Origin of the sequence: Sphingomonas changbaiensis NBRC 104936 (genome assembly GCF_000974765.1) — a bacterium.
GTDB classification, from domain to species: Bacteria; Pseudomonadota; Alphaproteobacteria; order Sphingomonadales; family Sphingomonadaceae; genus Sphingomonas_B; species Sphingomonas_B changbaiensis.
Genome location: NZ_BBWU01000009.1, coordinates 1 through 23,826, shown reverse-complemented (window position 1 = coordinate 23,826; position 23,826 = coordinate 1). Strand labels below are relative to the sequence as shown.

The window sequence follows — 23,826 nt, the reverse complement described above, 5'->3', positions numbered from 1 at the left end:
ATCGGACCGCCATGCCCGAAACAGTCTCCTTCGGTTACGAAGAGGTCGCTCCCGAGGAAAAGACGGCCCGCGTCGGCGCCGTCTTTTCGAACGTTGCGCGTCGCTACGACATCATGAACGACGCCATGTCGGCCGGCATGCACCGGCTGTGGAAGGACCGCTTCGTGCGCCGGGTGAAGCCGCGCGCGGGCGAGGACATTCTCGACATGGCCGGCGGTACCGGCGACATCGCCTTCCGCCTTGCCCGCTCAGGCGCTCGCGTTACCGTCGCGGACATCAACCCGGAAATGCTGGAAGTCGGCATGGGCCGGGCGGATGCGCGCGGGTTCGACACGCTGGTCTGGAGCGAGGCCAACGCCGAGAGCCTGACGTTCCCGGACCGCTTTTTCGACGCGTACACGATCGCGTTCGGAATCCGGAACGTGACCGACATCCCCGCCGCCCTTCGCGAGGCGCACCGCGTGCTCCGCCGCGGCGGCCGTTTCTTCTGCCTCGAATTTTCGACCACGCTGTGGCCTGGATTCTCGGAAGTCTACGATTTCTATTCGCACCGGATCGTGCCCAAGGTCGGCAAGCTGATCGCGGATGACGAGGACAGCTACCGCTACCTGATCGAGTCGATCCGCCGCTTCCCCGACATGCCGACGTTCGCACGTATGATCGGCGAGGCCGGGTTCGTGCGCACCCACGTCGAGCCGATGCTGGGCGGGCTGGTCGCGATCCACTCGGGCTGGAAGATTTAGTTGGCCTCCACCGCGACCCATCTGTTCCGGCTGCTGAAATGGGGCCGTACGCTGGCGCGTCATGGTGCGCTGCGCGGCATCGAGCGCGACCCGCTGACCCCGCCGCCCGTTCGCCGACTGGTGAAGCTTGCCCGTTTCGGCGCGCGCATTCCGCGGGTGCCCGAATATGCGCATGCGTTCGAAGCGCTCGGCCCCGCGGCGATCAAGTTCGGCCAGGCTCTGGCCACCCGCCCCGACCTGGTCGGCCCGGAGGCCGCCGCCGATCTGCTCCGCCTGCAAGACGATCTGCCGCCCGCGCCGTTCGAGGAAATCCGCACCGCGATCGAGCAGGCGCTCGGCAAGCCGATCGACCAGCTGTTCCGGTCGCTCGATCCGGAACCGGTCGGCGCCGCCTCGATCGCGCAGGTTCATCGCGCAGTGACGAGCGACGGCCGCGAGGTCGCGGTCAAGGTGCTCCGCCCCGGCGTCGAGGAGGAATTCGCCAAGGCCCTCGACACTTACGAATGGGCCGCTGCCCAGGCGGAAGCGCTTGGCCCCGAGCTGCAGCGGCTGCGTCCGCGGCTGGTGATCGCGACGTTCAGGCAATGGACGATGCGCGAGCTCGATTTGCGGCGAGAGGCTGCGTCCGCGTCCGAGCTCGCCGAGGCGATGGAAGCGGAGCCGGGCTATTGCGTGCCGTCGATCGACTGGCAGCGCACCGCCCGGCGCGTGATGACGCTGGAGTGGATCGACGGCATCAAAGTCTCGCGCCGCGACGAGCTGATCGCCGCCGGCCACGACGTGAAGGCGCTGGCCGGCCGCCTCGTCCGCGCCTTTCTGCGCCAGGCGATCTCCGAAGGCTTCTTCCATGCCGACATGCACCAGGGAAACCTGCTGGTGCGGCCGGACGGCACGATCGTCGCGATCGATTTCGGCATCATGGGCCGGATCGACCGCCGCGCGCGCATGTGGCTGGCCGAAATCCTCTACGGCCTGATCACCGGCAATTACGAGCGCGTCGCCGAGATCCATTTCGAGGCGGGCTATGTTCCGCCGCACCACAATCTCGCCGAGTTCACGACCGCGCTTCGGGCCGTGGGCGAGCCGATCCGGGGGCTCCCGGTCAAGGACATATCGATCGGCAACATGCTCGACGGCCTGTTCGCGATCACCCGCGACTTCGACATGCCGACCCAGCCGCACCTGCTGCTGCTGCAGAAGACGATGGTGATGGTGGAGGGCGTGGCGCAAACGCTCGATCCCGACATCAACATGTGGGAAACGGCCGGCCCGTTCGTCCGCGAATGGATCCGGACCGAGATCGGCCCCGAAGCCTGGGCCGCCGATCGCATCGTCGAGCTCGGCCGCACGCTGGCGCTGATCCCCGACCTGATCCGGCGTCTCGACCACCAGTTCCCGCGCCCCAGCGCCGCGCCCCCGCCGCCACCGCTGGTCGACGTCCACGTCCTCGGCCGCGGCAGCAGCTGGCGCTATGCGGCAATCGGCATCGCTGCGGCGGCAGTTGGGTCGATCATCACCCTGCTGCTAACGTGAGCGCATGACGGGCAAGCGCATCCTCCTGATCGTCGGCGGCGGGATCGCGGCATACAAGGCGTGCGAGCTAATCCGGCTGATCCGCAAGGCCGGCATGAGCGTCCGTTGCGTGCTGACCGACGGCGGCGCGCAGTTCGTGACGCCGATGACGCTCGCCGCGCTCTCCGAAGCTCAAGTCCATACCAGCCTGTGGGACCTGAAGGACGAGGCGGAGATGGGGCATATCCAGCTCAGCCGCGAAGCCGACCTGGTCGTGGTCGCGCCCGCAACAGCCGACCTGCTCGCGCGGATGGCGGCGGGGATTGCCGACGATCTTGCGACCACGCTGCTACTGGCGACCGACAAGCCCGTGCTCGCGGCGCCGGCGATGAACGTGCGCATGTGGCAGCACGCCGCGACCCGCCGAAATGTCGAGCGGCTGCGGGACGACGGCGTGAGGGTGCTGGAGCCGGACGAAGGACCAATGGCGTGCGGTGAGTTCGGACCCGGGCGGCTGCCGGAACCGGAGGCGATCCTGGCCGCGATTCAAGAATCCCTCTCAAAGCCGTTCGTGTCGAGCGAAGTCGAGACACGCTTCTCGACTTCGCTCGAAGCGAACGGAGAGCTGAGAGGGCGGCACGTCATCGTCACTGCCGGCCCGACGCACGAGCCGATCGACCCGGTGCGCTACATCGCCAACCGCTCGTCGGGGAAACAGGGTTTCGCGATCGCCGCCGCCCTTGCCCGGCTCGGCGCGCGCGTGACGCTGGTGAGCGGCCCGGTCGCGTTGCCCACGCCGGCGGGTGTCGATCGCGTCGATGTGGAAACCGCGCGCGACATGGCGGCGGCTGTCGATGCGGCACTTCCGGCCGATGCGGCCGTGCTGGTCGCCGCAGTTGCCGACTGGCGGGTCAAGCCGAGCGGGTCGAAGATCAAGAAGCAGGGCACCGTCCCGTCGCTTGCGCTGGCGGAGAACCCGGACATTCTGGCCGGTCTGGCGCGCGGTCCGCGCCGGCCGCGGCTGCTGGTCGGCTTTGCCGCCGAAACCGATGATGTGATCGCCAACGCGACCGCCAAGCGCGCGCGCAAGGGCGCCGACTGGATCGTCGCGAACGACGTCTCCGGCGACGTGATGGGAGGCGCGGATAATCGCGTCCACCTGGTCAGCGAAGCCGGCGTGGAGGACTGGGAAGAAATGCCGAAGGAACAGGTCGCCGCGCGGCTGGCCGACAGGATCGCCGATGCAATCGCCTGACATTGCGATCAGTCTCAAGCGCTTGCCGCATGGGGAGAACCTGCCCCTCCCCGCCTATGCCACCGAGCATGCCGCCGGCATGGACGTCGTCGCGGCCGAAGAGCTGACGCTCCCTCCGGGCGCCCGCCACGCGGTCGCGACCGGCTTCGCGATCGCCATTCCGGAAGGCTATGAAGTCCAGGTCCGCCCCCGCTCCGGCCTGGCGCTGAAGCATGGCATCACATGCCTCAACACACCCGGCACGATCGATGCAGACTACCGCGGCGAAGTGAAGGTGATCCTCGCCAATCTGGGCGCGGAGCCGTTCGCGATCCGGCGCGGCGACCGCATCGCCCAGCTCGTCCCCGCTCCCGTCCAGCGCGCGCGCTTCGCGGAAGTGGAGGAACTGGACGGCACGGCGCGAGGCGCTGGCGGCTTCGGGTCCACCGGCGTGTGACCCTCACCGACGAACAGCTCGACCGCTATGCCCGCCACATCGTCCTGAAGGAAATCGGTGGGGCCGGGCAGATGAAGCTCGCGCGGACACGGGTAGCGGTGATCGGCGCGGGTGGGATCGGCTGCCCGGCGATCCAGTACCTGGCAGCGGCTGGCGTGGGCGCATTGCGCGTGATCGACGATGATGTGGTGAGCCTGTCCAACCTGCAGCGGCAGATCCTGTTCGGCACGAACGATATCGGACGGCCCAAGGTCGAGGTCGCGCGCGAGGCGGTTGCGCGGCTGAACCCGGACGTGGCGTTCGAGGCCGTCCCCGAGCGGCTCACGAGCGCCAACGCCGCAGAGCTGATCGACGGCGTCGATCTGGTGCTGGACGGCTGCGACAATTTCGCGACCCGCCTTGCGGTCGCGGATCACTGCACCCGCGCCCGCATCCCGCTCGTGTCCGGCGCACTCGGCCAATTCCAGGGCCAGATCGGCACGTTTCGCGGCTGGGAAGCGGGCCAGCCCTGCTATCGCTGCTTCGTCGGCGATGCATTCGACGCCGACGATTGCGACACCTGCGCCGAGCAGGGCGTGCTGGGCGCGATGGCCGGCCTGATCGGCAGCTGGGCGGCGATGGAAGCGGTCCGCGCGATCGCCGGCTTCGGCCCCGACCCGGCGGGCAAGGTTCATGTCTTCGACGGCATCACGCCGGCGCTGCGCACAATCCGCATTCCGAAGGACCCGAGCTGCAAGGCGTGCGCGGCGCGCGCCGCATAGCCGCCGGCGGGAAGTGGACGACCTGGACGAGATGGACGACATTGATGACATTCACATGGATTCGGGGAAATTTCCCTTCTCCGGCATGAGACGCATCCGCCCGGATTTCGACCATATCAAAGAGCCGCACCGAGCCCGACTCGGCGACGCGCCGAGCGTATCTGATCGGGCGGGATGTAGGACAGCACTTACCCCTCCTTGCTCGTCCGCCTCGCATCAGGTCGCGCAGATGGACGGGCCATGCCTCGACCGATAGGGGTCGAGCAAATGACCGAAGAGCGCGCCGGCCTGCCGATCATGGCATTTCCCGATGCCGGGGCTTTGGAATGCTGGCTCGAAATCCAGCCCACGAACTCGAAAGGATTTTGGCTCAAGCTGGCGAAGGCAAGCTCGCGCCGTACCAGCGTGACGAAAACCGAGGCGATCGATGCGGCGCTCTGCCACGGCTGGATCGATGGTCAGCTCGACAAGTATGACGACGAGCATTGGCTCGTTCGCTTCACGCCGCGCAAGCCAGGCAGCAAATGGTCGCAGCTCAACCGCACGCGAGCGACCGAGCTCATCGAAGCTGGCCGGATGCGCGCAGGTGGGCTGGCGCAGGTCGAGGCTGCCAAGTCAGACGGCAGGTGGGACGTAGCCTATGCTCCCGCGAGCACGGCCGAGGTGCCGGCGGACCTTCAAGCGGCACTGGACCAAAGCCCCGAAGCAGCTGCCTTTTTCGCGACACTGAGCGGCGCCAACCGGTACGCGATCCTGTACCGCATAGGCGCCGTGAAGAAGCCCGAGACCAGGGCACGCAAGATCGCAGCCTTCGTCGCCATGCTGGAGCGGCATGAGACTGTGCACGGCTGAGACTGGCTGGGTGCGCGTCGGCTGGACTGCCGCCAGCCCGAGGCCGGACATTTGTTCAGGAAGGATGCTCCTTCCGGGAGCGACCCATAGCTGCCACTTTTCGTCATTGCCGCGAACGCGGGAATCCCGCTTCTTCGTGCTCTTTGCGCTCTTTGTGCGAAATTGGTCTCGCACGAAGGGTACGCAGCCCACGAAGCCAGAAAGGAAAGTAGCGGGATCCCCGCTTTCGCGGGGATGACGGAGACTGGCTGCAATCCCCCACTTCCGGGCCTTCGACCCGCGACACCAAGATTCCGCGTCCAACCACTGGAATGGGTGGAAACTTGTCCTTAGCGCTCCGGCCGGAAGTGGTGGTTAGCAGCCATTGCCCGGAGGGGTGAGATGGCGAACCAAGTGAACATTGATAGCTTGCGCGGGGCTGCGGCCCCACAGCCAAAGTGGAAGACCATTCGGTCCATGGCGATCGGTGTCCTCATGAAAGTCTTGAGAAACATCATAATCAATGCGGAGCGATGCTGATCCTTCCCAAGCTAGTTGGAGGTTGTGAACGCACTCATCGCTGAAAACGCGATCCGCGACCCTTGGGAACCGGTCCCCGTCAACGATATAAACGTCCTCAGAAACTCCAGTTGCGGGGCCGCCCCCAAGGTCTTCGGCATAGATCGCCGTGAGTGCACCCGATGGAGATCGAAGCCTTTTGTTGATCTGCGTTTCGCTGGGTGTGGGCTGGCAACCTCCGAGACAAACAGCGACCAGTGCGAGCGCGGGAATTGATCGGCGGAGCATCGTCGGACTTTAGCAAGCCGCCGGATGACTGCTAGTGGGTGTTTGCTGCCGTCCAAGACAGGCTCTCGATCTTCCGAAATGGGTCGTTTTCGGACTCAGCGGCCCGCCACCTGAGGAACGTCCGCAACGGGTGGTTTGCGGACCAATCACCTCTCCCATAGGGAGAGGTCGAGTCAGCGCTTGCGCTGACCGGGTGAGGGGTTGGACCTCTCCACGAAGTCCTGGTCCCCTCACCCCGCTCGCGGCGGAGCCGCGAGTCGCCCTCTCCCTATGGGAGAGGGGCCGCTTAGGGTCGTTAGCGGACGGACACAGAGAATCTGAACGAGAGTCTGTATTCCGGGCGCGAGGCTCGGCCGGCAGATGACGCCAGTGGGCCTTTTGCGGACAGGGCGTCAGCGTTCCAGAGCGCCGCACAGCCTCCCTGCCACCGCTTCTGCCGGCCCCTCTATCCGCAGCGTCTTCACGCGCGCCGTCTGCCCGCTGGCGAGGGTGATTGCGGATTTGGGTACGCCCAGCGCCTTGGCGAGGAAGGTGGTCAGTTCGGTGTTGGGGGCGCCGTCGACGGGTGGGGCGGCCAGGCGGACGGTCAGGGCCGTGCGGCCGTCGGGGAGCGGCGTAGTGCCGGTGATGGCTGTGCGGGATGCCTTGGGCGTGACGCAGACGGTCAGGAGAAGGCCGTCCGGGGTGTGGGACCAGAGGGTGGTCATGCGTCAGTATCCCCCGTTTGCTTCGAGCGTAGTCGAGAAGCGCTGGTCCCTGCGGGGATGCGTCTCTCGACTTCGCTCGAGACGAACGGTGACTGGGGCGGATGCCCTCACCCCCGCTTCTTGGCCGCCGCCTTCTTCGCCGGCGCTTTCTTTGCGCTGCCCCTGCCTTTTTTCTTCGCGGGACCCGCGGCCGCGCGGGCGTCGAGGAGTTGGGCGGCTTCCTCCAGTGTCAGCGCTTCGGGGGCGAGCGTCTTGGGGAGCGTCGCGTTGGTGGTGCCGTCGGTGACGTAGGGGCCGAAGCGGCCTTCCATCAGCTTGATCTCTGCCTCGGTGCGCGGATGGGCGCCGAGCATGCGTAAGGGTTCGCGCGCGGCGCCGCGTTGGGGGCGACCGCCGCCCTTGGCTGCATCGGCGAGCTTGGCGACCGCGGCGTTCATGCCGGTCTCGAACACTTCGGCGGTCGATCCCAGCCGGGCGTATTTGCCATCATGCGCCAGATAGGGCCCATAGCGGCCGATTGAGGCGGTGATCGGCAAGCCCGTCTCCGGGTGCGGTCCGATCTCGCGCGGCAGATTCAGCAGCCTCAGTGCCCAATCGAGGTCGAGCTCCGGAATATCCTTCGGGATCGAGGCGCGCTTCGCGTCCTTGCCGTCACCGAGCTGGACATAGGGCCCGAACCGGCCGGTCTTGCGCACGACCTCGGCTCCCGTGACGGGATCCTCGCCCAGCAGCGTATCGCCATTGTCGTTGGCGCCTTCCTCGCCGCCACCCTGGGCGAAGCGTCGGGTATATTTGCACTCTGGATAGTTGGAGCAGGCGACGAACGCGCCGAAGCGGCCGCCGCGCAGCCCCAGTCGTCCCTGCCCGCAATTGGGGCAAAGCCGCGGGTCCGATCCATCCTCCTTCGGCGGGAAGAGGAATGGCGCCAGGAACTCGTCGAGCGCGGCCGTGATGTCGGACGGCTTCTGCTCCATCACCTGCGCCGTCTTCGGCTTGAAGTCGCGCCAGAAAGCGTCGAGCACCGCCTGCCATTGCGCGCGGCCACCGGAAACATCGTCCAGCTCCTCCTCCAGCCCGGCGGTGAAGTCATAGCTGACATAGCGCTCGAAAAACCGCTCCAAGAAGGCGGTTAGCAGCCGGCCGCTCTCCTCCGGAATGAAGCGGTTCTTGTCCACGCGGACATATTCGCGGTCCTTCAGCACCTGCAGGATCGAAGCGTAGGTCGACGGGCGGCCGATGCCCAATTCCTCCAGCCGCTTGACCAGGCTCGCTTCCGAAAAGCGGGGCGGCGGCTGGGTGAAATGCTGTTCCGCGTGCACCGCCTTCTTCAGCGGCGCGTCGCCCTCGGCAAGCCGCGGCAGACGACGCGATTCCTCATCGTCCGCATCGTCCCGGCCTTCTTCATAGAGCGCGAGATAGCCGGGGAAGAGCACCACCTGGCCGGTCGCGCGGAGCGCTGTCTGGCCGGTGCCGTCCTCCAGCTCGACGGTGGTGCGCTCCAGCCGCGCGGAGGCCATCTGACTGGCGAGCGCGCGCTTCCAGATCAGCTCGTAGAGCCTGGCATGATCGCCGGAGCCTGCATGATCGCGGCCGAAATCGGTCGGACGGATCGCTTCGTGCGCTTCCTGCGCGTTCTTCGCCTTGGTCTGATACTGGCGCGGCTTGTCGGGCACATAGCTGCCGTCATAGCGGTGCGCGATCGCGGCGCGGGCAGCGGAAATGGCGCTCCCGTCCATCTGCACGCCGTCGGTCCGCATATAGGTGATCGCGCCGTCCTCGTAGAGATTCTGCGCGACCCGCATCGTGTGACTTGCAGAAAAACCGAGCTTGCGCGCCGCTTCCTGCTGCAGCGTCGAGGTGGTGAAGGGCGGTGGCGGGTTGCGGGTGAGCGGCTTGGTCTCGACGCTCGCAACGGTGAAGCGGCCGGATTCGACCGCGGCCTTCGCCGCCTCTGCGTCGCCGGCCTTGCCGATCGTCAGACGGTCGATCTTGTCGCCTTTCCAGCGAACCAGTCGCGCCTGGAATTGCGTGCCATCCTGTTCCAGATCGGCAAAGATGGACCAATATTCCTGCGCCCGAAACGTCTCGATCTCACGCTCGCGGTCGACGATCAGCCTGAGCGCGACCGACTGGACGCGGCCCGCGGACTTCGCGCCGGGGAGCTTGCGCCACAGCACCGGCGACAGGGTGAAGCCGACCAGATAATCGAGCGCCCGCCTGGCGCGATAGGCGTCGATCAGATCCTCGTCGAGCTGGCGCGGCTTCGCCATCGCATCGGTCACCGCCGCCTTGGTGATCGCATTGAAGGTGACGCGTTCGACGTCCTTGGGCAGGGCCTTGCGCTTCTTCAGCACTTCCTGGACGTGCCAGCTGATCGCCTCGCCCTCGCGATCGGGGTCGGTGGCGAGGATCAGCCGGTCGGCCTTCTTCGCCTCGTCGGCGATGGCTTTGAGCTGCTTGGCCTTGTCGCCATAGGTCTCCCACTCCATCGCGAAGCCGTTGTCCGGATCGACGGAGCCGTCCTTGGGCGGCAGGTCGCGGATATGGCCGTAGGAGGCGAGGACGCGGTAATCGCGGCCAAGATATTTCTCGATGGTCTTCGCCTTGGCCGGCGACTCGACGATAACAAGCTGCATATTCGACAGGGCTCTTTGCGCTGGGGCCTTTACGTACGTACGCGCGAGGGTGGGGAGCCGACCCGCCCCTCGTCAACCCTTGTCGAGGCAGTCTCGGCCCGCGCCAATCGGGCGCGGGCCGAAGCTCGTCAGGCGTAAACGACGCGGCTGGCGCTGCGCCGCCGTGCCGCCATGCCGGCCAGGCCGAAGCCGGCGATCATCATTGCCCAGGTCGCCGGCTCGGGCACCGCGCCGACACTGAGCTGCAGATTGTCGATCACGACGCCGATATTGTCATTGCCGCCATCCTGCAGGCCGAACGTCGTGCTGCCTCCGCTGGTCGGATCGAAGAAGAAGGTCAGGTCCGTGAACGCGAAGTTCGGAGCGATATTCGACACCGTCAGCGTCAGCGACGACTGGTTCGTGAAGGCCGCGGTGCTGGTTCCGAAGAAACTCGACATGTATCCGAAATTGCCGCTGACCGGTCCGCTGAAGTCGAACCGCATCGAGAAGGAATCCGGCGGCGGCGCATTGCGCTGATTGCCGCTGAACACCAGGCTCAAGGCGACGCGGTCGCCGGCACCGAACGCATAAGAGTTGCTGGAGACGAGACCGGCATCATTGGTCGATCCGTCGAGATCGACGCAGGCGCCCGACCCGCCCGCGCAGCCAATGCCGAAATCGCCCGACTTGACCAGGTCTACGGTGCCGTTGGTGACGGTCAGGCCGTTGAAGGAGTTGTAATTCAGCGCGGTGTTGCCGCCATTTTCCGCATCGAAATTATTGCTGTAAACGATCGAGGCCTGAGCCGGCACGGCAAAGGCAGCGGCCGCGACGGCCGCCAGAACGACTTTCTGCATGATCCACCCCCTTCGATGGGCACGCGCCCGCACGGCGCGGCAGGGGGAAGGTCTCACGAAGCGCCGAGTCGGGCAAGCATATGGTTAACGCCGTCCCGTAAAGGGACAGGATCAGGCGGCGGCGCTCTGCTGCGCCAGCGCGCGATAGTGATTGCGGATGGTCACCTTGTCGATCTTCTCTGTGCCGAGGCGCGGCAGCGGGTCCGGCGCGATCCAGATCCGCTCCGGAATCTTGAAGGCCGCGAGACGGGTAGCCAGAAACGCGTGGAGGCCCTCGAGCGTGAGCGTCGCGCCGTCCGCAGCATGCACGACCGCGCCGGGCACTTCGCCGAATTTCGGATCGGCGAGCCCGAACACCGCCGCCTCCGCCACATCCTGGTTTTCGTAGAGCGCGGCCTCGACTTCCTGGCAGCTGATATTCTCGCCGCCGCGGATGATGATGTCCTTTTTGCGGTCGACGATGAACAGATACCCGTCCTCGTCGAGATAACCGATGTCGCCCGAGCGGAAATAACGGTCGGCGGTGAACGCCTCGCGGGTGGCGTCCGGATTCTTGTAGTAGTGCAGAAAGTTGCAGACGGAGCGCATGCACACTTCGCCGCGCTGGCCCTGCGGCACGGGCTGGCCGGCATCGTCGAGGATCGCGAGATCGACCAGCGGGCGCGAGGCGCGGCCGGTCGAGTTCGGCTTGGCGAGATAATTCTCGCGGAAATTGCCGCAGCCGACGCCGTTGGTTTCCGTCAGGCCATAGCCGATCAGCGGCTTGGCGCCGCCCATTTCATCCTCGATCCGCTTGACATGCTCGACCGGGCGCGGCGCGCCGCCAGCGGCGAAGTCCTTGACCGTCGACAGGTCGTATTTGTGCCGGTTCGGGTGCGTCAGGATTTCGAAGCTCATCAGCGGAACGCCGACGAAATAGGTGATCTTCTCGTTTTCCATCAGCCGCATCGCCTCTTCGGCGTCCCATTTGCCCATGATCACGAGCTTGCGCCCGATCGCGAAGCTCTGGAGCATCACCGGCACCTCGGCGGTGACGTGGAACAGCGGCACGTTGAGCAAAGTGGCCGGCTGCAGCGTCGAGGTCTCGCCCATCTGCGTCAGCAGCTGCAGCGACATCAGCGACTGGGCGATATAGTTGAACGTGCCCTGCACCACCGCGCGGTGCGTTGAGATCGCGCCCTTCGAACGGCCGGTCGAGCCCGAGGTGAACAGGATCGTCGCGATATCGTCCCCGGTCAGCTCGGGAAGGGGCGCCTCGCCGCCGCGCCCGAGGATCGGAGCGAGCGCCTGCTCCAGCGACAGGCCGACATCCAAGACCACGACGTCGGCGCCGTGCTTCATCTCGGCCAATCGCTGCGCCCGCGGCGGATCGGCGAAGACCAGCTTCGTGTCGGTCATGTCGATCGCGTCGGCGAGTTCGGGGCCGGTCCACCAGCCGTTCAGCAGGCTGGCGACGCCGCCGGCCATCAGGATGCCCATGTAGAGCACGATCCACGACGGCGCGTTGCGCGCGGCGATGCCGACATGATCGCCCTTTTGCAGGCCGAAACCCGCGACCAGCGCCATCGCGACCGCCTGCGCCTGTGCGTAGACTTCGGCGAACGTCAGCCGCTCCTCGCCGCACACCAGAAACTCCGCCGCGCCGTGCTGAGCGCAGAAATAGGCGAAATATTGCGGCAGCGTCGGCGGGGCTGCGGCGATCATGGGAAGGGTGACGCCATCCTGCTCGATCGTCGTCAGCGCGAGCGGACCGCCCGCGCCCGTCAGCTGGTCCATGATGGCATCCAGCCGGGTATCGAGCTCAGACGGCATCCTCTCACCTCTTGGCTTTATTTGTTCCGCCACTATGCAGGCGCAAATCGCTGGGGAAAAGCCTTGATCCTGCCCATTCTCGCCGACGCCGCCGGCTATCTGCATTTCGATCAGCTCGGCCTGAACCCGGTCGCGGTCGATCTCGGCTTCTTCCAGATCAAATGGTATTCGCTCGCCTACATCGCCGGCATCTTCGCCGGCTGGTGGTACATGATGAAGCTGCTTGCCCAGCCGGGCGCGCCGATGGCGAAGCGCCATGCCGAGGATCTGGTCTTCTACGTGACGCTCGGCATCATCCTGGGCGGCCGGATCGGCTATGTGCTGTTCTACAAGCCGGCGATGCTGCTCCACCCCATCGAGGTCGTGAAGCTGTGGGAAGGCGGCATGTCGTTCCACGGCGGACTGATCGGCGTGGTCCTCGGCCTGACCTATGTCGTCAGAAAGAACCACCTGAACTGGCTGCGCGTGCACGATTATGTGGCGTGCTGCGTGCCGTTCGGACTCTTCTTCGGCCGCCTCGCCAACTTCGTGAACGGCGAGCTGTGGGGCCGGCCGACGACCGTGCCCTGGGCGATCGTGTTCCCCAATGCCGGCCCGCTGCCGCGCCACCCGAGCCAGCTTTATGAGGCGGCAGGCGAAGGCGTGCTGCTGTTCCTGATCCTCTGGTTCCTGTTCTGGAAGACCGATGCGCGTTACCAGCCCGGCAAGCTCGTCGGCACGTTCGGGCTCGTCTACGGCATCATCCGCTTCAGCCTCGAAAAGGTGCGCAATCCCGATGCCGGGCTCGAGCATCTGTCCTGGGGCCTGACAATGGGCCAGACCTTGAGCGTGCCGCTGATCCTGCTGGGCCTGTACCTGATCCTGACCGCCAAGGGCCGGCGCCAACGCGTGGAAGCGACCGCGGGTACGGAGAGCGTGGCTTAACAAACTCCGTTCGTTTGAGCGAAGTCGAGAAACGACCGCTCCGAGCCAGCGCTTCTCGACTTCGCTCGAAGCGAACGGCTAGGGGAGCTTCGTGTCCTCTTCCCCCCTCACCTGCACCGATGCGCTGGCGGCCGCGATCGTCGTGAACGGACCGATCCCGGTCGCGCATTTCATGGCGGCGGCGAACCGCCATTATTACGCAACTCGCGATCCGCTCGGGGCCACCGGCGACTTCACGACGGCGCCCGAGATCAGCCAGATGTTCGGCGAGTTGATCGGCCTGTGGCTCGCCGACCTGTGGAGCCGCGCAGGCAAGCCCGACGTGCACTATGTCGAGCTAGGACCTGGCCGCGGCACGCTTGCCGCCGATGCGCTGAGGGCCATGAAGAGCGCCGGCCTCGCCCCGCCTGTCCATCTGGTCGAAACCAGTCCGACTTTGCGGGACCGGCAGCGCGAGCGCGTTCCGGGCGCGGTGTTTCACGACGGCATCGAGACGCTGCCGGAGGATCGGCCGCTACTGATCGTCGCGAACGAGTTCTTCGATGCGCTGCCTGTCCGCCAGCTTGTCCGCACCAGCAACGGCTGGCGGGAGCGGCATATCGGCTGGTCGCCGCCGCTGTTCGTGCCGGTCGCGAGCGGGCCGGAGCTCGACGCGATCCTGCCCGATCCCCTGCGCAAGGCGCCTGTCGGCAGCATTGTCGAGACCTCGCCAGCATCCGCGGCGATCGCCCGTCAGCTTGGGGGCCGGCTCGCAGCCCAGGGCGGCGCGGCGTTGATTGTCGACTATGGCTATGAAGGCCCGGCAATCGGCGACACGCTGCAGGCCGTGCGCGGCCACGCCTACGCCAACCCTTTCGAGGAGCCGGGCGAGCGCGACCTGACCGCGCATGTCGACTTCGCGACGCTGGCCGAGGCTGCGCGAGCGGAGGGTGCACGGAGCTTCGGACCTGTCGGCCAGGGCGCACTCCTGGAGGCGCTCGGCATTCGCGCCCGCGCCGAGCGCCTGTCGCGGACTGCACCCGAACGCGGCGGGGAGATCGATGCCGCCGTCGCGCGGCTGACGAGTCCGGACGCAATGGGCACGCTGTTCAAAGCCCTCGCGCTGACCGGCCGCGATTGGCCCGAACCTGCAGGATTTGGCGAATGATCGAGTATCTGGAGGCAGCCCCTGCCGACGGCCCGGCGCTGGACGCGATGGCGCGGACATGCTGGGAGGACACGTTCCGGCACAGCTGCTCGGCTGAGGACATGGCGCTGTATCTCGACCAGGCCTATGGCCCGAGCGGCGCGCTGCTCCGGCACCTGACCGACCCGGCCCACCGGTTCCGGCTGGCCAAGGACGGCGACGCGATCGCGGGCTATGCGAAGCTGTCGGAGCCCTGGTTGCCGGACGGCGTTGCCGGACCTCGCGCGCGGCAACTCAGCCAGCTTTATGTCGCCAGGCGATGGCAGGGCGCCGGCATCGCGCAGGCACTGATGGACTGGACCATCGGCACAGCCCGCGACCTCGGTGCCGACGAACTGCTGCTGACCGTCTGGGAAGAGAACCACCGGGCGTTCCGCTTTTACAAGCGCTACGGATTCGAGCACATCGGCGACTATGCGTTCCAGACCGGCAACCAGACCGACCGCGACCTGATCATGCGGCTCCCGCTGTGACCGTGGAAGTGATCCGGTCGGGCCTGCTCGGGGCCGTTCCACACGGTTTCCTGGGCCGGCGCGGCGGCGTCTCGACCGGCGTGCATGCCGGACTGAATGTCGGCCTCGGATCGGACGACGATCGCGCCGTCGTCGTCGAAAATCGCCGGCGCGCCGGGGATGCGGTGCTGCCCGACGCGGCACTCGTCACTGTCTACCAGGTCCATGGCCGCGACTGCGTGATCGCCGATCGCTGGCCCGAAGCCGATCGGCCCAGGGCCGACGCGATGGTCACCGACCGGCCGGGACTGTTGCTCGGCATCCTGACCGCGGACTGCGCGCCCGTGCTCCTCGCCGATGCAGAAGCCGGCGTGGTCGGCGCCGCTCATGCCGGCTGGAAAGGCGCGCTTGCCGGCGTCACGGATGCCACGATCGAGACCATGGAACGCCTCGGCGCGCAGCGCGACCGCATTGCGGCAGCGATCGGCCCCTGCATCGCCCGCCCTTCCTACGAAGTCGACGACGCATTCGCCCGGCGCTTTGAGGATGCCGATCCAGCCAACGAGCGTTTTTTCACCGCCGGCCGGGTGGGGCACCACCGGTTCGACCTCGAAGCCTATGTCGCCGCCCGCCTGGCCGCAGCCGGAATTGCGCGCGTTGATGCGCTGGGCCTCGATACCTATGCGGACGAGGATCGCTTCTACAGCTATCGCCGCGCGACCCATCGCGGCGAACCCGATTATGGTCGGCAGATTTCGCTGATCGGAATCCGATCCTCCCCTTAGAGGGGAGGTGGCAGCCCGAAGGGCTGACGGAGGGGTGTCGGCGGTCGAGAATAAATCTCGAACGGTGACACCCCTCCACCACCGCTTCGCGGCGGTCCCCCTCCCCTTGCAGGGGAGGATTTTAGAAGGCTTCGACAAGCTCGGCCCGAACGGAGTAGGGGTGGCCGCAACACCCAAATTTGGAGTCAGGAATGCCGACCAAGGAAACCGAAGCCCAGCTGACCGGCGCCACCCCGCGGCGCAAGCCCAAGCCGGATATCGATACGATCAACGGCCGCAAGCTGAAGCCATCGACGCTGATGATGGGGCACGGCTATGATCCGATGCTGTCGGAAGGCTCGCTGAAGCCGCCGATCTTCCTCACCTCCACATTCGTTTTCGAGAATGCGGCCGCCGGCAAACGCCATTTCGAAGGCGTGACCGGCAAGCGCCCCGGCGGCGCCGAGGGACTGGTCTATTCGCGTTTCAACGGCCCGAACCAGGAAATCCTGGAGGATCGCCTGAGCGTCTGGGAAGATGCCGAGGACGCGCTGTCTTTCTCCTCGGGCATGTCGGCGATCGCGACGCTGCTGCTCGCGACCGTGAAGCCCGGCGACACGATCATTCACTCGGGGCCGCTGTACGCCGCGACCGAAACGCTGATCGCCCGGATTCTCGGTCGCTTCGGCGTCAACTTCCTCGATTTTCCCGCCGGCGCCACGCGTGAGGAAATCGATGCGGTGATGAAGAAGGCAGCGGCCGGCAGCGTCTCGCTGATCTATCTCGAAAGCCCCGCGAACCCGACCAACGCGCTCGTGGACGTGGAAGCGGTCGCGGCGAGCCGCGATGCGATCTTCGGCACGGGCCCGGATGCGCCCCCGATCGCGATCGACAACACCTTCCTCGGGCCGCTGTGGCAGCAGCCGCTGAAGCACGGCGCCGACCTGGTCGTCTATTCGCTCACCAAATATGCCGGCGGCCATAGCGACCTGGTCGCGGGCGGCGTGGTCGGCAAGAAGGCGCTGATCGATCCGATCCGGCTGATGCGCAACACGATCGGCACGATCACCGACCCGAACACCGCATGGATGCTGCTGCGCTCGCTGGAGACACTGGAGCTCCGCATGACCCGCGCCGGCGAGAATGCGGCCAAGGTCTGCGCTTTCCTGCGCGACCATCCGAAGGTCGAGCATGTCGGCTATCTCGGCTTCCTGGAAGGCGACCGTCAGGCAGACATCTACAAGCGCCACTGCACCGGCGCCGGCTCTACCTTCTCGCTGTTCCTGAAGGGCGGCGAGGCAGAAGCGTTCCGCTTCCTCGACGCGCTGAAGATCGCGAAGCTGGCGGTGAGCCTGGGCGGGACCGAGACGCTGGCGTCGCACCCGGCCGGGATGACTCACCTCTCCGTCCCCGAAGCGCGCAAGCAGGCGCTGGGGATCACCGACAACCTCGTCCGCATCTCGATCGGCGTCGAGGACGCGGACGATCTGATCGCCGATTTCGACCAGGCACTGGCGGCGGTTTAAATCATCCCTTTCCCTTCAGGGGAGAGGGCGACTCGGCCCTGCGGGGCCGAGCGGGGAGAGGGTTCCTGTGGCACAGCGCCAACCACCCTCTCCTAGCTGCGCTAAGCCGCTGCGCGGCTAAGCTCCGCTGTTCCTCTCCCCTCAAGGGAGAGGAAGCGATTGGAACGTCTTGCTCCTCGCGGGATTATCTCGCACTGGTAACGAGATGGATGCGCCTGCCGATTTCGTCGAGGAGAGTGACGCCGGCGGGCGCGTTGTCCGGTTTTCGGGCGCGCTGACGCTCGCCCAGGTGCGCGATTTGCCCGACCGGCTTGGCGCGATCGAAGGCCCTGTCCGGTCCGTCGATCTGAGCGGCGCCGAGCGGATCGACACGATCGGCGCCTGGATCGTGCGCCGCTTTGCCCGTGAGCATGACGCCAGCATCGAAGGCGCCAGCGAAGATGCCGAACGCCTGATCGCCGAAGTCGACCGCGCCGACCAGCCGGTGCGGATGCGGCCCGATCCGGTGCCGTCTTTCTACCGCGTGCTCGAGGAAGTGGGCGCCGCGGTCGCGCAGGCCGGCCGCACCCTGCTGGGCCTGCTCGGATTCTTTGGCGGCATGATCGTCTCGATCTTCGAGGTGATGACGCATCCGCGCCGCTTCCGCTGGAACGCGGTCATCCAGCGTTTCGAAGTGGTCGGCGTCTCCGCGCTCGGCATCATCGGGCTGATGAGCTTTCTGATCGGCATCGTCATCGCGCAGCAGGGCGCGGTGCAGCTCCAGCAATTCGGCGCGGAGTTCCTGACGATCAACCTGATCGGCCGCATCACCTTGAGAGAGCTTGGCGTGCTGATGACGGCGATCATGGTCGCCGGCCGCTCCGGCTCCGCCTTCGCCGCCCAGATCGGCACGATGAAGCTGACCGAGGAGATCGACGCGATGCGCACGATAGGCGTCTCGCCGATGGAAGCGCTGGTGCTGCCGCGCGTGCTCGCCGCGGTCGTGATGATGCCGCTGCTCGGCTTCTACGCGTCGGTGATCGCGATCGTCGGCGGCGGCATCTTCTGCTGGATTTCGTTGGACATCCCGCCGGTTACTTTCGTGACGCGGCTGCGCGAAGTGGTGCCGATCACCGATTTGTGGGTGGGGCTCGTCAAGGCGCCGGTGTTCGGGGCGATCATCGCGCTGACCGGCTGCTTCCAAGGCATGCAGGTCGAAGGGGATGCCGAGCAGGTCGGGCTACGTACCACTGCCGCGGTCGTGCAGGCGATCTTCCTGGTGATCGTGATTGACGCCTTCTTCGCCGTCTTCTTCGAACGGATCGGCTGGATATGAGCGACGAGCCTGTCATTCGCGTGCGCGGCCTCAAGAACTGCTTTGGCGACCAGGTCGTGCATGAGGACCTGAATCTCGACGTCTATCGGGGCGAAATCCTGGGCGTGGTCGGCGGCTCCGGCACCGGCAAGTCGGTGCTGATGCGGTCGATCATCGGCCTGCAGACGCCGGACGCGGGCGAGATCGAGGTCTTCGGCGAACCGATCATCGGCCGCGACGAAGCCGAGACGGTCGAGGTCCGCAAACGCTGGGGCGTGCTGTTCCAGGGCGGCGCGCTGTTTTCGACGCTGACCGTCGCCGAAAACGTCCAGGTGCCGCTGCGCGAATTCTATCCCGATCTGAGCCAACAGCTGCTGAACGAGATCGCCGCATACAAGGTGGTGATGACCGGCCTGCCGCCCGATGCGGGGCCCAAATATCCGGCCGAACTGTCCGGCGGGATGCGCAAGCGTGCCGGCATCGCCCGCGCGCTGGCGCTCGATCCGGAGCTGCTGTTCCTCGACGAGCCGACCGCGGGCCTCGATCCGATCGCGGCCGCCCATTTCGATGAACTGACCAAGGGCCTGCGCGACACGCTGGGCCTGACCGTGTTCCTGATCACCCATGACCTCGACACGCTGTATGCGATCTGCGACCGCGTCGCCGTGCTGGCCGACAAGAAAGTGATCGCGGTTGGAACGATCCCGGAACTATTGGCATTGGACCATCCGTGGATTCAGGAATATTTCAACGGACCGCGCGGGCGGATGGCGGCGGCCACCGAAGAGCGACAGAAAGAAGCTGAGGTGACGCGCTGATGGAAACCCGTTCGAACCACGTCCTGGTCGGATCGGTGGTGCTGATCCTGCTGCTGGCCGCGGCGGTGTTCACCGTCTGGCTGGCCCGCGTCTCGGACACCAACCAGAAGGTGTACGACATCTTCTTCAAGCAATCGGTCGAGGGTTTGGCCAAGGGGTCCAGCGTCAGCTATCGCGGCGTGCCGGTCGGCCAGGTGCAGGATATCAAGATCTGGAAGGACGATCCGAATTTCGTCCGCGTCCGCATCTCGATCGGGGAGGACGTGCCGGTGCTGGTCGGCACCACGGCGACGATCCAGGGCAGCTTCACCGGCGTGTCGACGCTGCTTCTGGAAGGCGCGCAGAAGGGCAATCCGCCGATCACCGAGATCGGACCCGCCGGCGCGCCGGTCATTCCCACCAAGGCGGGAGGCCTGGGTGCGCTGCTTAACAGCGCGCCGCAGCTGCTCGAGCGATTATCGACGCTGACCGAGCGGCTCACCCTGCTGCTCTCGGATCGCAACCAGGCCTCGATTGCGAGCATCCTGAAGAATGTCGACCGGCTGAGCGGCAGCCTGGCCGACCGGGGGCCAGAGATCGCCGCGACGCTCGCCGAGACGCGGATCGCGGTCAAGCAGGCCGGCGATGCGGCCGAGCAGATCGGAAAGCTTGCCGGCACCACCAACCAGCTGCTCGACCAACAGGGCCGTCCGCTGCTGATCGACCTGCGCGAAACGGTCGCCCGCGCGCGCAGCTCGATGGACAATCTGGATGCCGTGCTGAAGGACGCGCGCCCGGGCGTGCAGGCCTTCTCGAAGCAGACCCTGCCCGAAGTCGGCCTGCTGGTGCACGACCTGCGCGACATGGCCGAGGCGCTGAGCGGCGTTGCCGACCGGCTGAACCAGGGCGGTGCCGGCTCGCTCGTCGGCAGCAAGAAGCTTCCGGATTACGAGCCGAAATGAGGCAGCAGATGATCAAGCTCCGTTCGTTGGCCGTGATCGCGGCTCTTGCCCTGTCCGGCTGCATCAGCTTCGGCGCCAAGCCGCCGGATCGGCTGCTGACGCTCACCCCGGCCCAGACGGTCGCGCCGGGGACCGCGCAGACGATCGGCACGGGCGAGGCAATCACCGTGCTGTGGCCGAGCATCCCTGCCGATTTGAACACCAATCGCATCCCGGTGCAGGCGACGCCGACCTCGCTCGCCTATGTGAAGGATGCGCAGTGGACCGAGGCGCCGAACCGGCTGTTCGCGCGCCTGCTCGGCGAGACGATCGAGGCCAGGACGGGTCACCCCGTGCTGTCCGGCCGCCAATTCGCGATCGATCCCGGCACGCGGGTTTCGGGGCAATTGCTCCGCTTCGGCGTCGACGCGAGCCCGCAACAGGCAGTCGTCGTGTTCGACGCGGTGATGGCGCGCGGCACCGACATCCGCACCCGCCGCTTCGAAGCGCGGGTGCCGGTTTCGGAGATCGAAGCGCAGGCCGTCGGCGCCGCGCTGAACCAGGCAGCGAACCAGGTCGCGGCGGAAGTCGCGGATTGGGTGAAGTAGCCAGCTCCTCCCCGGAACGGGGAGGGGGACTGCGACGCGAAGCGGCGTGGTGGAGGGGTCGCGAGCAACAGCGAGCTCTACGCCGAACCGCCCCCTCCACCAGCCTTCGGCTGGTCCCCCTCCCCGTTCCGGGGAGGAGTTATTACGCCAGCGACTTGCTCGCCTGCTCGAAAACGTCCTTCGACAGGCCGGGTTTGGCGACGATGCGCTCCAGTTCCGCGCGCATCAGCGCGCCGCGAGTTTCGCCGAACCGGCGCCAGCGGCCCAGCGGGGCGACGAACTTGGCGGCGGTCTGCGGATTGATCGCGTCTAGCGCGAGGATGTTGTCGGCGAGGAAGCGATAGCCCTCCCCCTCCCCGCTGTGGAAGCCGCGCTGGTTCGCGGAGAAGGCGCCGACCAGCGAACGCGCGCGGTTCGGGTTGGTGAGCGTGAAGTCCGGATGTTGCGCCAGCTTCAGCACCTGATCGAGGGCGTCCGCGCGCGTCGACAGCGCCTGGGTCGTGAACCATTTGTCGAGCACCAGCGCATCGTCCTTGTGCCGCGCGTAAAAGGCCGCGATCGCATCCTCCCGCTGCGGCGCATCGCTGCTGACCAGCACGGTCAGCGCGCCCTGGCGATCGGTCATGTTGGTCGCGCCCTGGAACTGGTCCCAGGCCAAGGCCGGCGCGTCTTCGGCGCCTCCGGCCATCAGGAAGCCAAGCGCGATCGACCGTAGCCGCCGCGCGCCCTTCGCCGGCGGCGTCAGCTCGAAGCGGTTCGACGCGCTGCCCAGATAGGCGGCGCGCCACTGGCCTTCGAGCAGCCGCCCCAGCTCCGCCCGCAGCGCCTCGCGCGCCTGGTGGACCGCCTCGGGATCGACGCTCGCCATCCGGTCGCCGATAAAGGCTTCCGACGGCGGCAGCACGGCTTCGGCGATGAAGGCCTTGTCCAGCGCCGGATTTTCGACAGTCAGCCGCACTGCGTCGAGCACCGGCGCAAAATCGGCAACGCCGGCCTCCACCCGTGCGATCAGGGTGTCGAGCATCAGCTGCTGCAGCGCCTCGTAGCGCGCGAACGGATCGTCGTCGTGGGCCGACAGCAGGGCAAGGTCGGCCGCGCCCCGGTCGCTCTCGACGATGATCGGGGCGGAAAAGCCGCGGTTGATCGACAGCACCGGCCGCTCCCCGACGCCTTCGAACCGCACGTCTGCCCTGGCTTCGTCCAGCACAACCAGCCGCTCTTCACCTTGTACGGAGCCGGTTCCGCCGCCGAACATCGCCATGCGCAGCGGAATCGGCATCGGCTTCTTGTCGGACTGGCCGGGGGTCGGCGGGACCGTCTGCTCCAGCGACACGATCGCATCTCGTCCGTCCTGGCGCACGGTTGCCTTCACTTTCGGCGTCCCGGCCTGGGAGTACCACAGCCGGAACTGCGACAGGTCGATGCCGCCGCCATCCTCCATTGCCTTGACGAAATCGTCGCAGGTGACCGCCTGGCCGTCGTGGCGCTCGAAGTAAAGATCGGTGCCGCGCCGGTAACGCTCCGGCCCCAGCATCGTCGCCATCATCCGGATCAGCTCGGCGCCCTTGTTGTAGACGGTCGCGGTGTAGAAATTGCCGATCTCGATATAGGAATCGGGCCGCACCGGATGGGCAAGCGGCCCCGCATCCTCCTGGAATTGGGATGCGCGGAGCATCCGCACCTGGTTGATCCGCTCGACCGCCGCGGAGCCGTGATCGGCCGAGAATGACTGGTCGCGAAAGACGGTCAGTCCCTCCTTCAGCGAGAGCTGGAACCAGTCGCGACAGGTAACGCGGTTGCCTGACCAATTGTGAAAATATTCGTGCGCCACGACCGCCGCGATCGCATCGTAATCGGCATCGGTCGCCGTCTCAGGGTCGGCGAGAATGTAGCGCGAATTGAAGATGTTGAGGCCCTTGTTTTCCATCGCGCCGAAGTTGAAGTCGGCGACGGCGACGATGTTGAACACGTCGAGATCATATTCGCGGCCATAGGTCCGCTCGTCCCAGGCCATCGAATCCTTCAAGGCCTGCATCGCGTGCGCGGTCTTAGGCAGGTCTGCCTCGCGCACCCAGATGCCGAGCTCCACCTGGCGGCCGGACATGGTCGTGAAATGGTCGCGGTTCGCCTTCAGGTCGCCGGCGACCAGCGCGAACAAATAGCAGGGCTTGAAGAACGGATCGCGCCATTCGGCCCAATGTCGGCCGTCCGGCAGGTCGCCGCTGCCGAAGCGGTCGCCGTTCGCGAGCAGCACCGGAAACCGTGTTTTGTCGGCGGTCATCTTCACCGAATAGCGGCTGAGCACGTCGGGCCGGTCGGGGAATGGCGTGATCCGGCGAAAACCTTCGGCCTCGCACTGCGTGCAGAGCATCCCGCCCGAGGCGTAGAGGCCCATCAGCTCGGTATTCGCTTCGGGCACGACCACGCATTCGGTCTCGATCACATGCGAGTCCCGGGGCAGGTCGAGGACCAACTTGCCGCCCTCGTCGCGATATTCGGCCGGAGCGCCGTCGACGCGGACGGCAACGATCTCCTGCCGGCCATGATCGAGCCTGAGCGGCCCCGGCCCGGCGCGCTCCACCTCCATTCGGCTGCGCACGACCGTGCGCGCGGGATCAAGCTCGAACTCCAGCGCAATCTCCGGCACGCGCCACGCCGGCGGCGTGTAGTCCTCGCGGCGGGTGACTTGCGGCGCGGCCGCGGCGGTGGTCTGCACGTCTGCCATGGCGGCAGACCTAGCGGGCCGATCTTCCGATAGGAAGGAGAATGGTGCTGCCGGTGAGGATTGAACTCACGACCTCAGCCTTACCAAGGATGCGCTCTACCACTGAGCTACGGCAGCACTGCCCCGCGGGCGAGGCGGGCACTTGGGCGAGGGCGCGAAGCTTGTCAAGGCGTTGCGGCCGGGGCTAGCGCAGCGCCATGGGCAAGGACGAAGAACGCGAGCGGCGACTGGCCGCGGCGCTGCGGGAGAATCTGCGGAAAAGGAAGGCGC

Annotated in this window: 20 protein-coding genes and 1 tRNA gene; 15 read left to right on the top strand and 6 right to left on the bottom strand. The window is 66.6% G+C overall.

What is annotated here, in order from left to right; translation table 11 throughout:
• Positions 1–11 precede the first annotated feature (11 nt).
• The 6 genes from SCH01S_RS01660 to SCH01S_RS17030 all read left to right on the top strand — a co-directional run bounded on the left by SCH01S_RS01660 (position 12) and on the right by SCH01S_RS17030 (position 5,559).
• On the top strand, positions 12–743 hold the full coding sequence (locus SCH01S_RS01660) for a class I SAM-dependent methyltransferase (RefSeq protein ID WP_046347038.1): 732 nt from the start codon (positions 12–14) through the stop codon (positions 741–743).
• Positions 744–2,276 carry a 2-polyprenylphenol 6-hydroxylase gene (gene ubiB / locus SCH01S_RS01655; protein WP_046347037.1) on the top strand — a complete coding sequence of 511 codons (1,533 nt, stop codon included), beginning with the start codon at positions 744–746 and terminating at the stop codon, positions 2,274–2,276. It abuts the gene before it with no gap.
• Positions 2,277–2,280: 4 nt separating this feature from the next.
• The gene (coaBC, locus tag SCH01S_RS01650) at positions 2,281–3,510 is read left to right on the top strand and encodes a bifunctional phosphopantothenoylcysteine decarboxylase/phosphopantothenate--cysteine ligase CoaBC (protein WP_046347036.1); all 1,230 of its coding nucleotides are present in this window, start codon (positions 2,281–2,283) and stop codon (positions 3,508–3,510) included.
• A complete protein-coding gene (gene dut / locus SCH01S_RS01645; protein ID WP_046347035.1) occupies positions 3,497–3,946 on the top strand; it encodes a dUTP diphosphatase in 450 nt (149 codons plus the stop codon). The genes coaBC and dut overlap by 14 nt, the downstream gene beginning before the upstream one ends.
• Entirely contained in the window at positions 3,943–4,707 is a 765-nt protein-coding gene (locus tag SCH01S_RS01640) for a HesA/MoeB/ThiF family protein (protein ID WP_046347034.1), read from the top strand. Before dut ends, SCH01S_RS01640 begins: the two co-directional genes overlap by 4 nt.
• A gap of 267 nt (positions 4,708–4,974) precedes the next feature.
• Positions 4,975–5,559 (top strand): YdeI/OmpD-associated family protein, encoded by a 585-nt coding sequence (locus SCH01S_RS17030; protein ID WP_046347033.1) that lies wholly within the window; start codon positions 4,975–4,977, stop codon positions 5,557–5,559.
• A gap of 1,178 nt (positions 5,560–6,737) precedes the next feature.
• On the opposite strand, the gene SCH01S_RS01625 is transcribed toward SCH01S_RS17030, so the two are convergent.
• From SCH01S_RS01625 to SCH01S_RS01610, 4 genes are all read right to left on the bottom strand, one after another.
• Positions 6,738–7,052, bottom strand: a complete 315-nt coding sequence (locus SCH01S_RS01625; protein ID WP_046347031.1) for a DUF167 domain-containing protein — start codon at positions 7,050–7,052, stop codon at positions 6,738–6,740.
• Positions 7,053–7,159: 107 nt separating this feature from the next.
• Positions 7,160–9,688, bottom strand: coding sequence for a type I DNA topoisomerase (gene topA, locus SCH01S_RS01620; RefSeq protein WP_046347030.1), 2,529 nt, complete (start codon positions 9,686–9,688; stop codon positions 7,160–7,162).
• Between the two features lie 128 nt (positions 9,689–9,816).
• Positions 9,817–10,527: a PEPxxWA-CTERM sorting domain-containing protein gene (locus tag SCH01S_RS17025; protein WP_052733717.1), complete on the bottom strand. Its 711-nt coding sequence runs from the start codon at positions 10,525–10,527 to the stop codon at positions 9,817–9,819.
• Positions 10,528–10,638: 111 nt separating this feature from the next.
• Positions 10,639–12,339, bottom strand: a complete 1,701-nt coding sequence (locus SCH01S_RS01610) for a class I adenylate-forming enzyme family protein (RefSeq protein ID WP_046347029.1) — start codon at positions 12,337–12,339, stop codon at positions 10,639–10,641.
• Between the two features lie 63 nt (positions 12,340–12,402).
• Here SCH01S_RS01610 and lgt point away from each other — a divergent pair, with 63 nt between their 5' ends.
• From lgt to SCH01S_RS01565, 9 genes are all read left to right on the top strand, one after another.
• Entirely contained in the window at positions 12,403–13,263 is an 861-nt protein-coding gene (gene lgt / locus SCH01S_RS01605; protein WP_046347051.1) for a prolipoprotein diacylglyceryl transferase, read from the top strand.
• 172 nt (positions 13,264–13,435) lie between these two features.
• Positions 13,436–14,410: a class I SAM-dependent methyltransferase gene (locus SCH01S_RS01600; RefSeq protein ID WP_084689343.1), complete on the top strand. Its 975-nt coding sequence runs from the start codon at positions 13,436–13,438 to the stop codon at positions 14,408–14,410.
• Positions 14,407–14,922: a GNAT family N-acetyltransferase gene (locus SCH01S_RS01595; protein ID WP_046347028.1), complete on the top strand. Its 516-nt coding sequence runs from the start codon at positions 14,407–14,409 to the stop codon at positions 14,920–14,922. Before SCH01S_RS01600 ends, SCH01S_RS01595 begins: the two co-directional genes overlap by 4 nt.
• Positions 14,919–15,686: a peptidoglycan editing factor PgeF gene (gene pgeF / locus SCH01S_RS01590; protein WP_046347027.1), complete on the top strand. Its 768-nt coding sequence runs from the start codon at positions 14,919–14,921 to the stop codon at positions 15,684–15,686. The genes SCH01S_RS01595 and pgeF overlap by 4 nt, the downstream gene beginning before the upstream one ends.
• Positions 15,687–15,877: 191 nt before the next feature.
• Complete coding sequence (locus tag SCH01S_RS01585) at positions 15,878–17,191, top strand: cystathionine gamma-synthase family protein (protein WP_046347026.1); 1,314 nt, start codon at positions 15,878–15,880, stop codon at positions 17,189–17,191.
• A gap of 205 nt (positions 17,192–17,396) precedes the next feature.
• Positions 17,397–18,506, top strand: a complete 1,110-nt coding sequence (locus SCH01S_RS01580; protein ID WP_046347025.1) for an ABC transporter permease — start codon at positions 17,397–17,399, stop codon at positions 18,504–18,506.
• Positions 18,503–19,303: an ABC transporter ATP-binding protein gene (locus SCH01S_RS01575; protein WP_046347024.1), complete on the top strand. Its 801-nt coding sequence runs from the start codon at positions 18,503–18,505 to the stop codon at positions 19,301–19,303. The genes SCH01S_RS01580 and SCH01S_RS01575 overlap by 4 nt, the downstream gene beginning before the upstream one ends.
• The gene (locus SCH01S_RS01570; RefSeq protein WP_046347023.1) at positions 19,303–20,244 is read left to right on the top strand and encodes an MlaD family protein; all 942 of its coding nucleotides are present in this window, start codon (positions 19,303–19,305) and stop codon (positions 20,242–20,244) included. The genes SCH01S_RS01575 and SCH01S_RS01570 overlap by 1 nt, the downstream gene beginning before the upstream one ends.
• Before the next feature lie 8 nt (positions 20,245–20,252).
• Positions 20,253–20,831 (top strand): ABC-type transport auxiliary lipoprotein family protein, encoded by a 579-nt coding sequence (locus SCH01S_RS01565; protein WP_046347050.1) that lies wholly within the window; start codon positions 20,253–20,255, stop codon positions 20,829–20,831.
• 142 nt (positions 20,832–20,973) lie between these two features.
• Here the strand turns inward: SCH01S_RS01565 and pepN are convergent, their stop codons facing one another.
• Together pepN and SCH01S_RS01555 are read right to left on the bottom strand one after the other, a co-directional pair.
• Positions 20,974–23,556 carry an aminopeptidase N gene (gene pepN, locus SCH01S_RS01560; RefSeq protein WP_046347022.1) on the bottom strand — a complete coding sequence of 861 codons (2,583 nt, stop codon included), beginning with the start codon at positions 23,554–23,556 and terminating at the stop codon, positions 20,974–20,976.
• A gap of 42 nt (positions 23,557–23,598) precedes the next feature.
• A tRNA-Thr gene (locus SCH01S_RS01555) sits at positions 23,599–23,673 on the bottom strand.
• Between the last annotated feature and the right edge of the window lie 153 nt (positions 23,674–23,826).

Coding starts and splice junctions, on each gene's coding strand:
- SCH01S_RS01600 (WP_084689343.1), top strand. CDS start 13,436: ATGGCGGCGGCGAACCGCCATTATTACGCAACTCGCGATCCGCTCGGG.
- SCH01S_RS01595 (WP_046347028.1), top strand. CDS start 14,407: ATGATCGAGTATCTGGAGGCAGCCCCTGCCGACGGCCCGGCGCTGGAC.
- SCH01S_RS01610 (WP_046347029.1), bottom strand. CDS start 12,339: ATGCCGTCTGAGCTCGATACCCGGCTGGATGCCATCATGGACCAGCTG.
- dut (WP_046347035.1), top strand. CDS start 3,497: ATGCAATCGCCTGACATTGCGATCAGTCTCAAGCGCTTGCCGCATGGG.
- SCH01S_RS01585 (WP_046347026.1), top strand. CDS start 15,878: ATGCCGACCAAGGAAACCGAAGCCCAGCTGACCGGCGCCACCCCGCGG.
- pepN (WP_046347022.1), bottom strand. CDS start 23,556: ATGGCAGACGTGCAGACCACCGCCGCGGCCGCGCCGCAAGTCACCCGC.
- SCH01S_RS01625 (WP_046347031.1), bottom strand. CDS start 7,052: ATGACCACCCTCTGGTCCCACACCCCGGACGGCCTTCTCCTGACCGTC.
- SCH01S_RS01565 (WP_046347050.1), top strand. CDS start 20,253: ATGATCAAGCTCCGTTCGTTGGCCGTGATCGCGGCTCTTGCCCTGTCC.
- SCH01S_RS01575 (WP_046347024.1), top strand. CDS start 18,503: ATGAGCGACGAGCCTGTCATTCGCGTGCGCGGCCTCAAGAACTGCTTT.
- topA (WP_046347030.1), bottom strand. CDS start 9,688: ATGCAGCTTGTTATCGTCGAGTCGCCGGCCAAGGCGAAGACCATCGAG.
- SCH01S_RS01570 (WP_046347023.1), top strand. CDS start 19,303: ATGGAAACCCGTTCGAACCACGTCCTGGTCGGATCGGTGGTGCTGATC.
- SCH01S_RS01660 (WP_046347038.1), top strand. CDS start 12: ATGCCCGAAACAGTCTCCTTCGGTTACGAAGAGGTCGCTCCCGAGGAA.
- coaBC (WP_046347036.1), top strand. CDS start 2,281: ATGACGGGCAAGCGCATCCTCCTGATCGTCGGCGGCGGGATCGCGGCA.
- SCH01S_RS01580 (WP_046347025.1), top strand. CDS start 17,397: ATGGATGCGCCTGCCGATTTCGTCGAGGAGAGTGACGCCGGCGGGCGC.
- SCH01S_RS17030 (WP_046347033.1), top strand. CDS start 4,975: ATGACCGAAGAGCGCGCCGGCCTGCCGATCATGGCATTTCCCGATGCC.
- SCH01S_RS17025 (WP_052733717.1), bottom strand. CDS start 10,527: ATGCAGAAAGTCGTTCTGGCGGCCGTCGCGGCCGCTGCCTTTGCCGTG.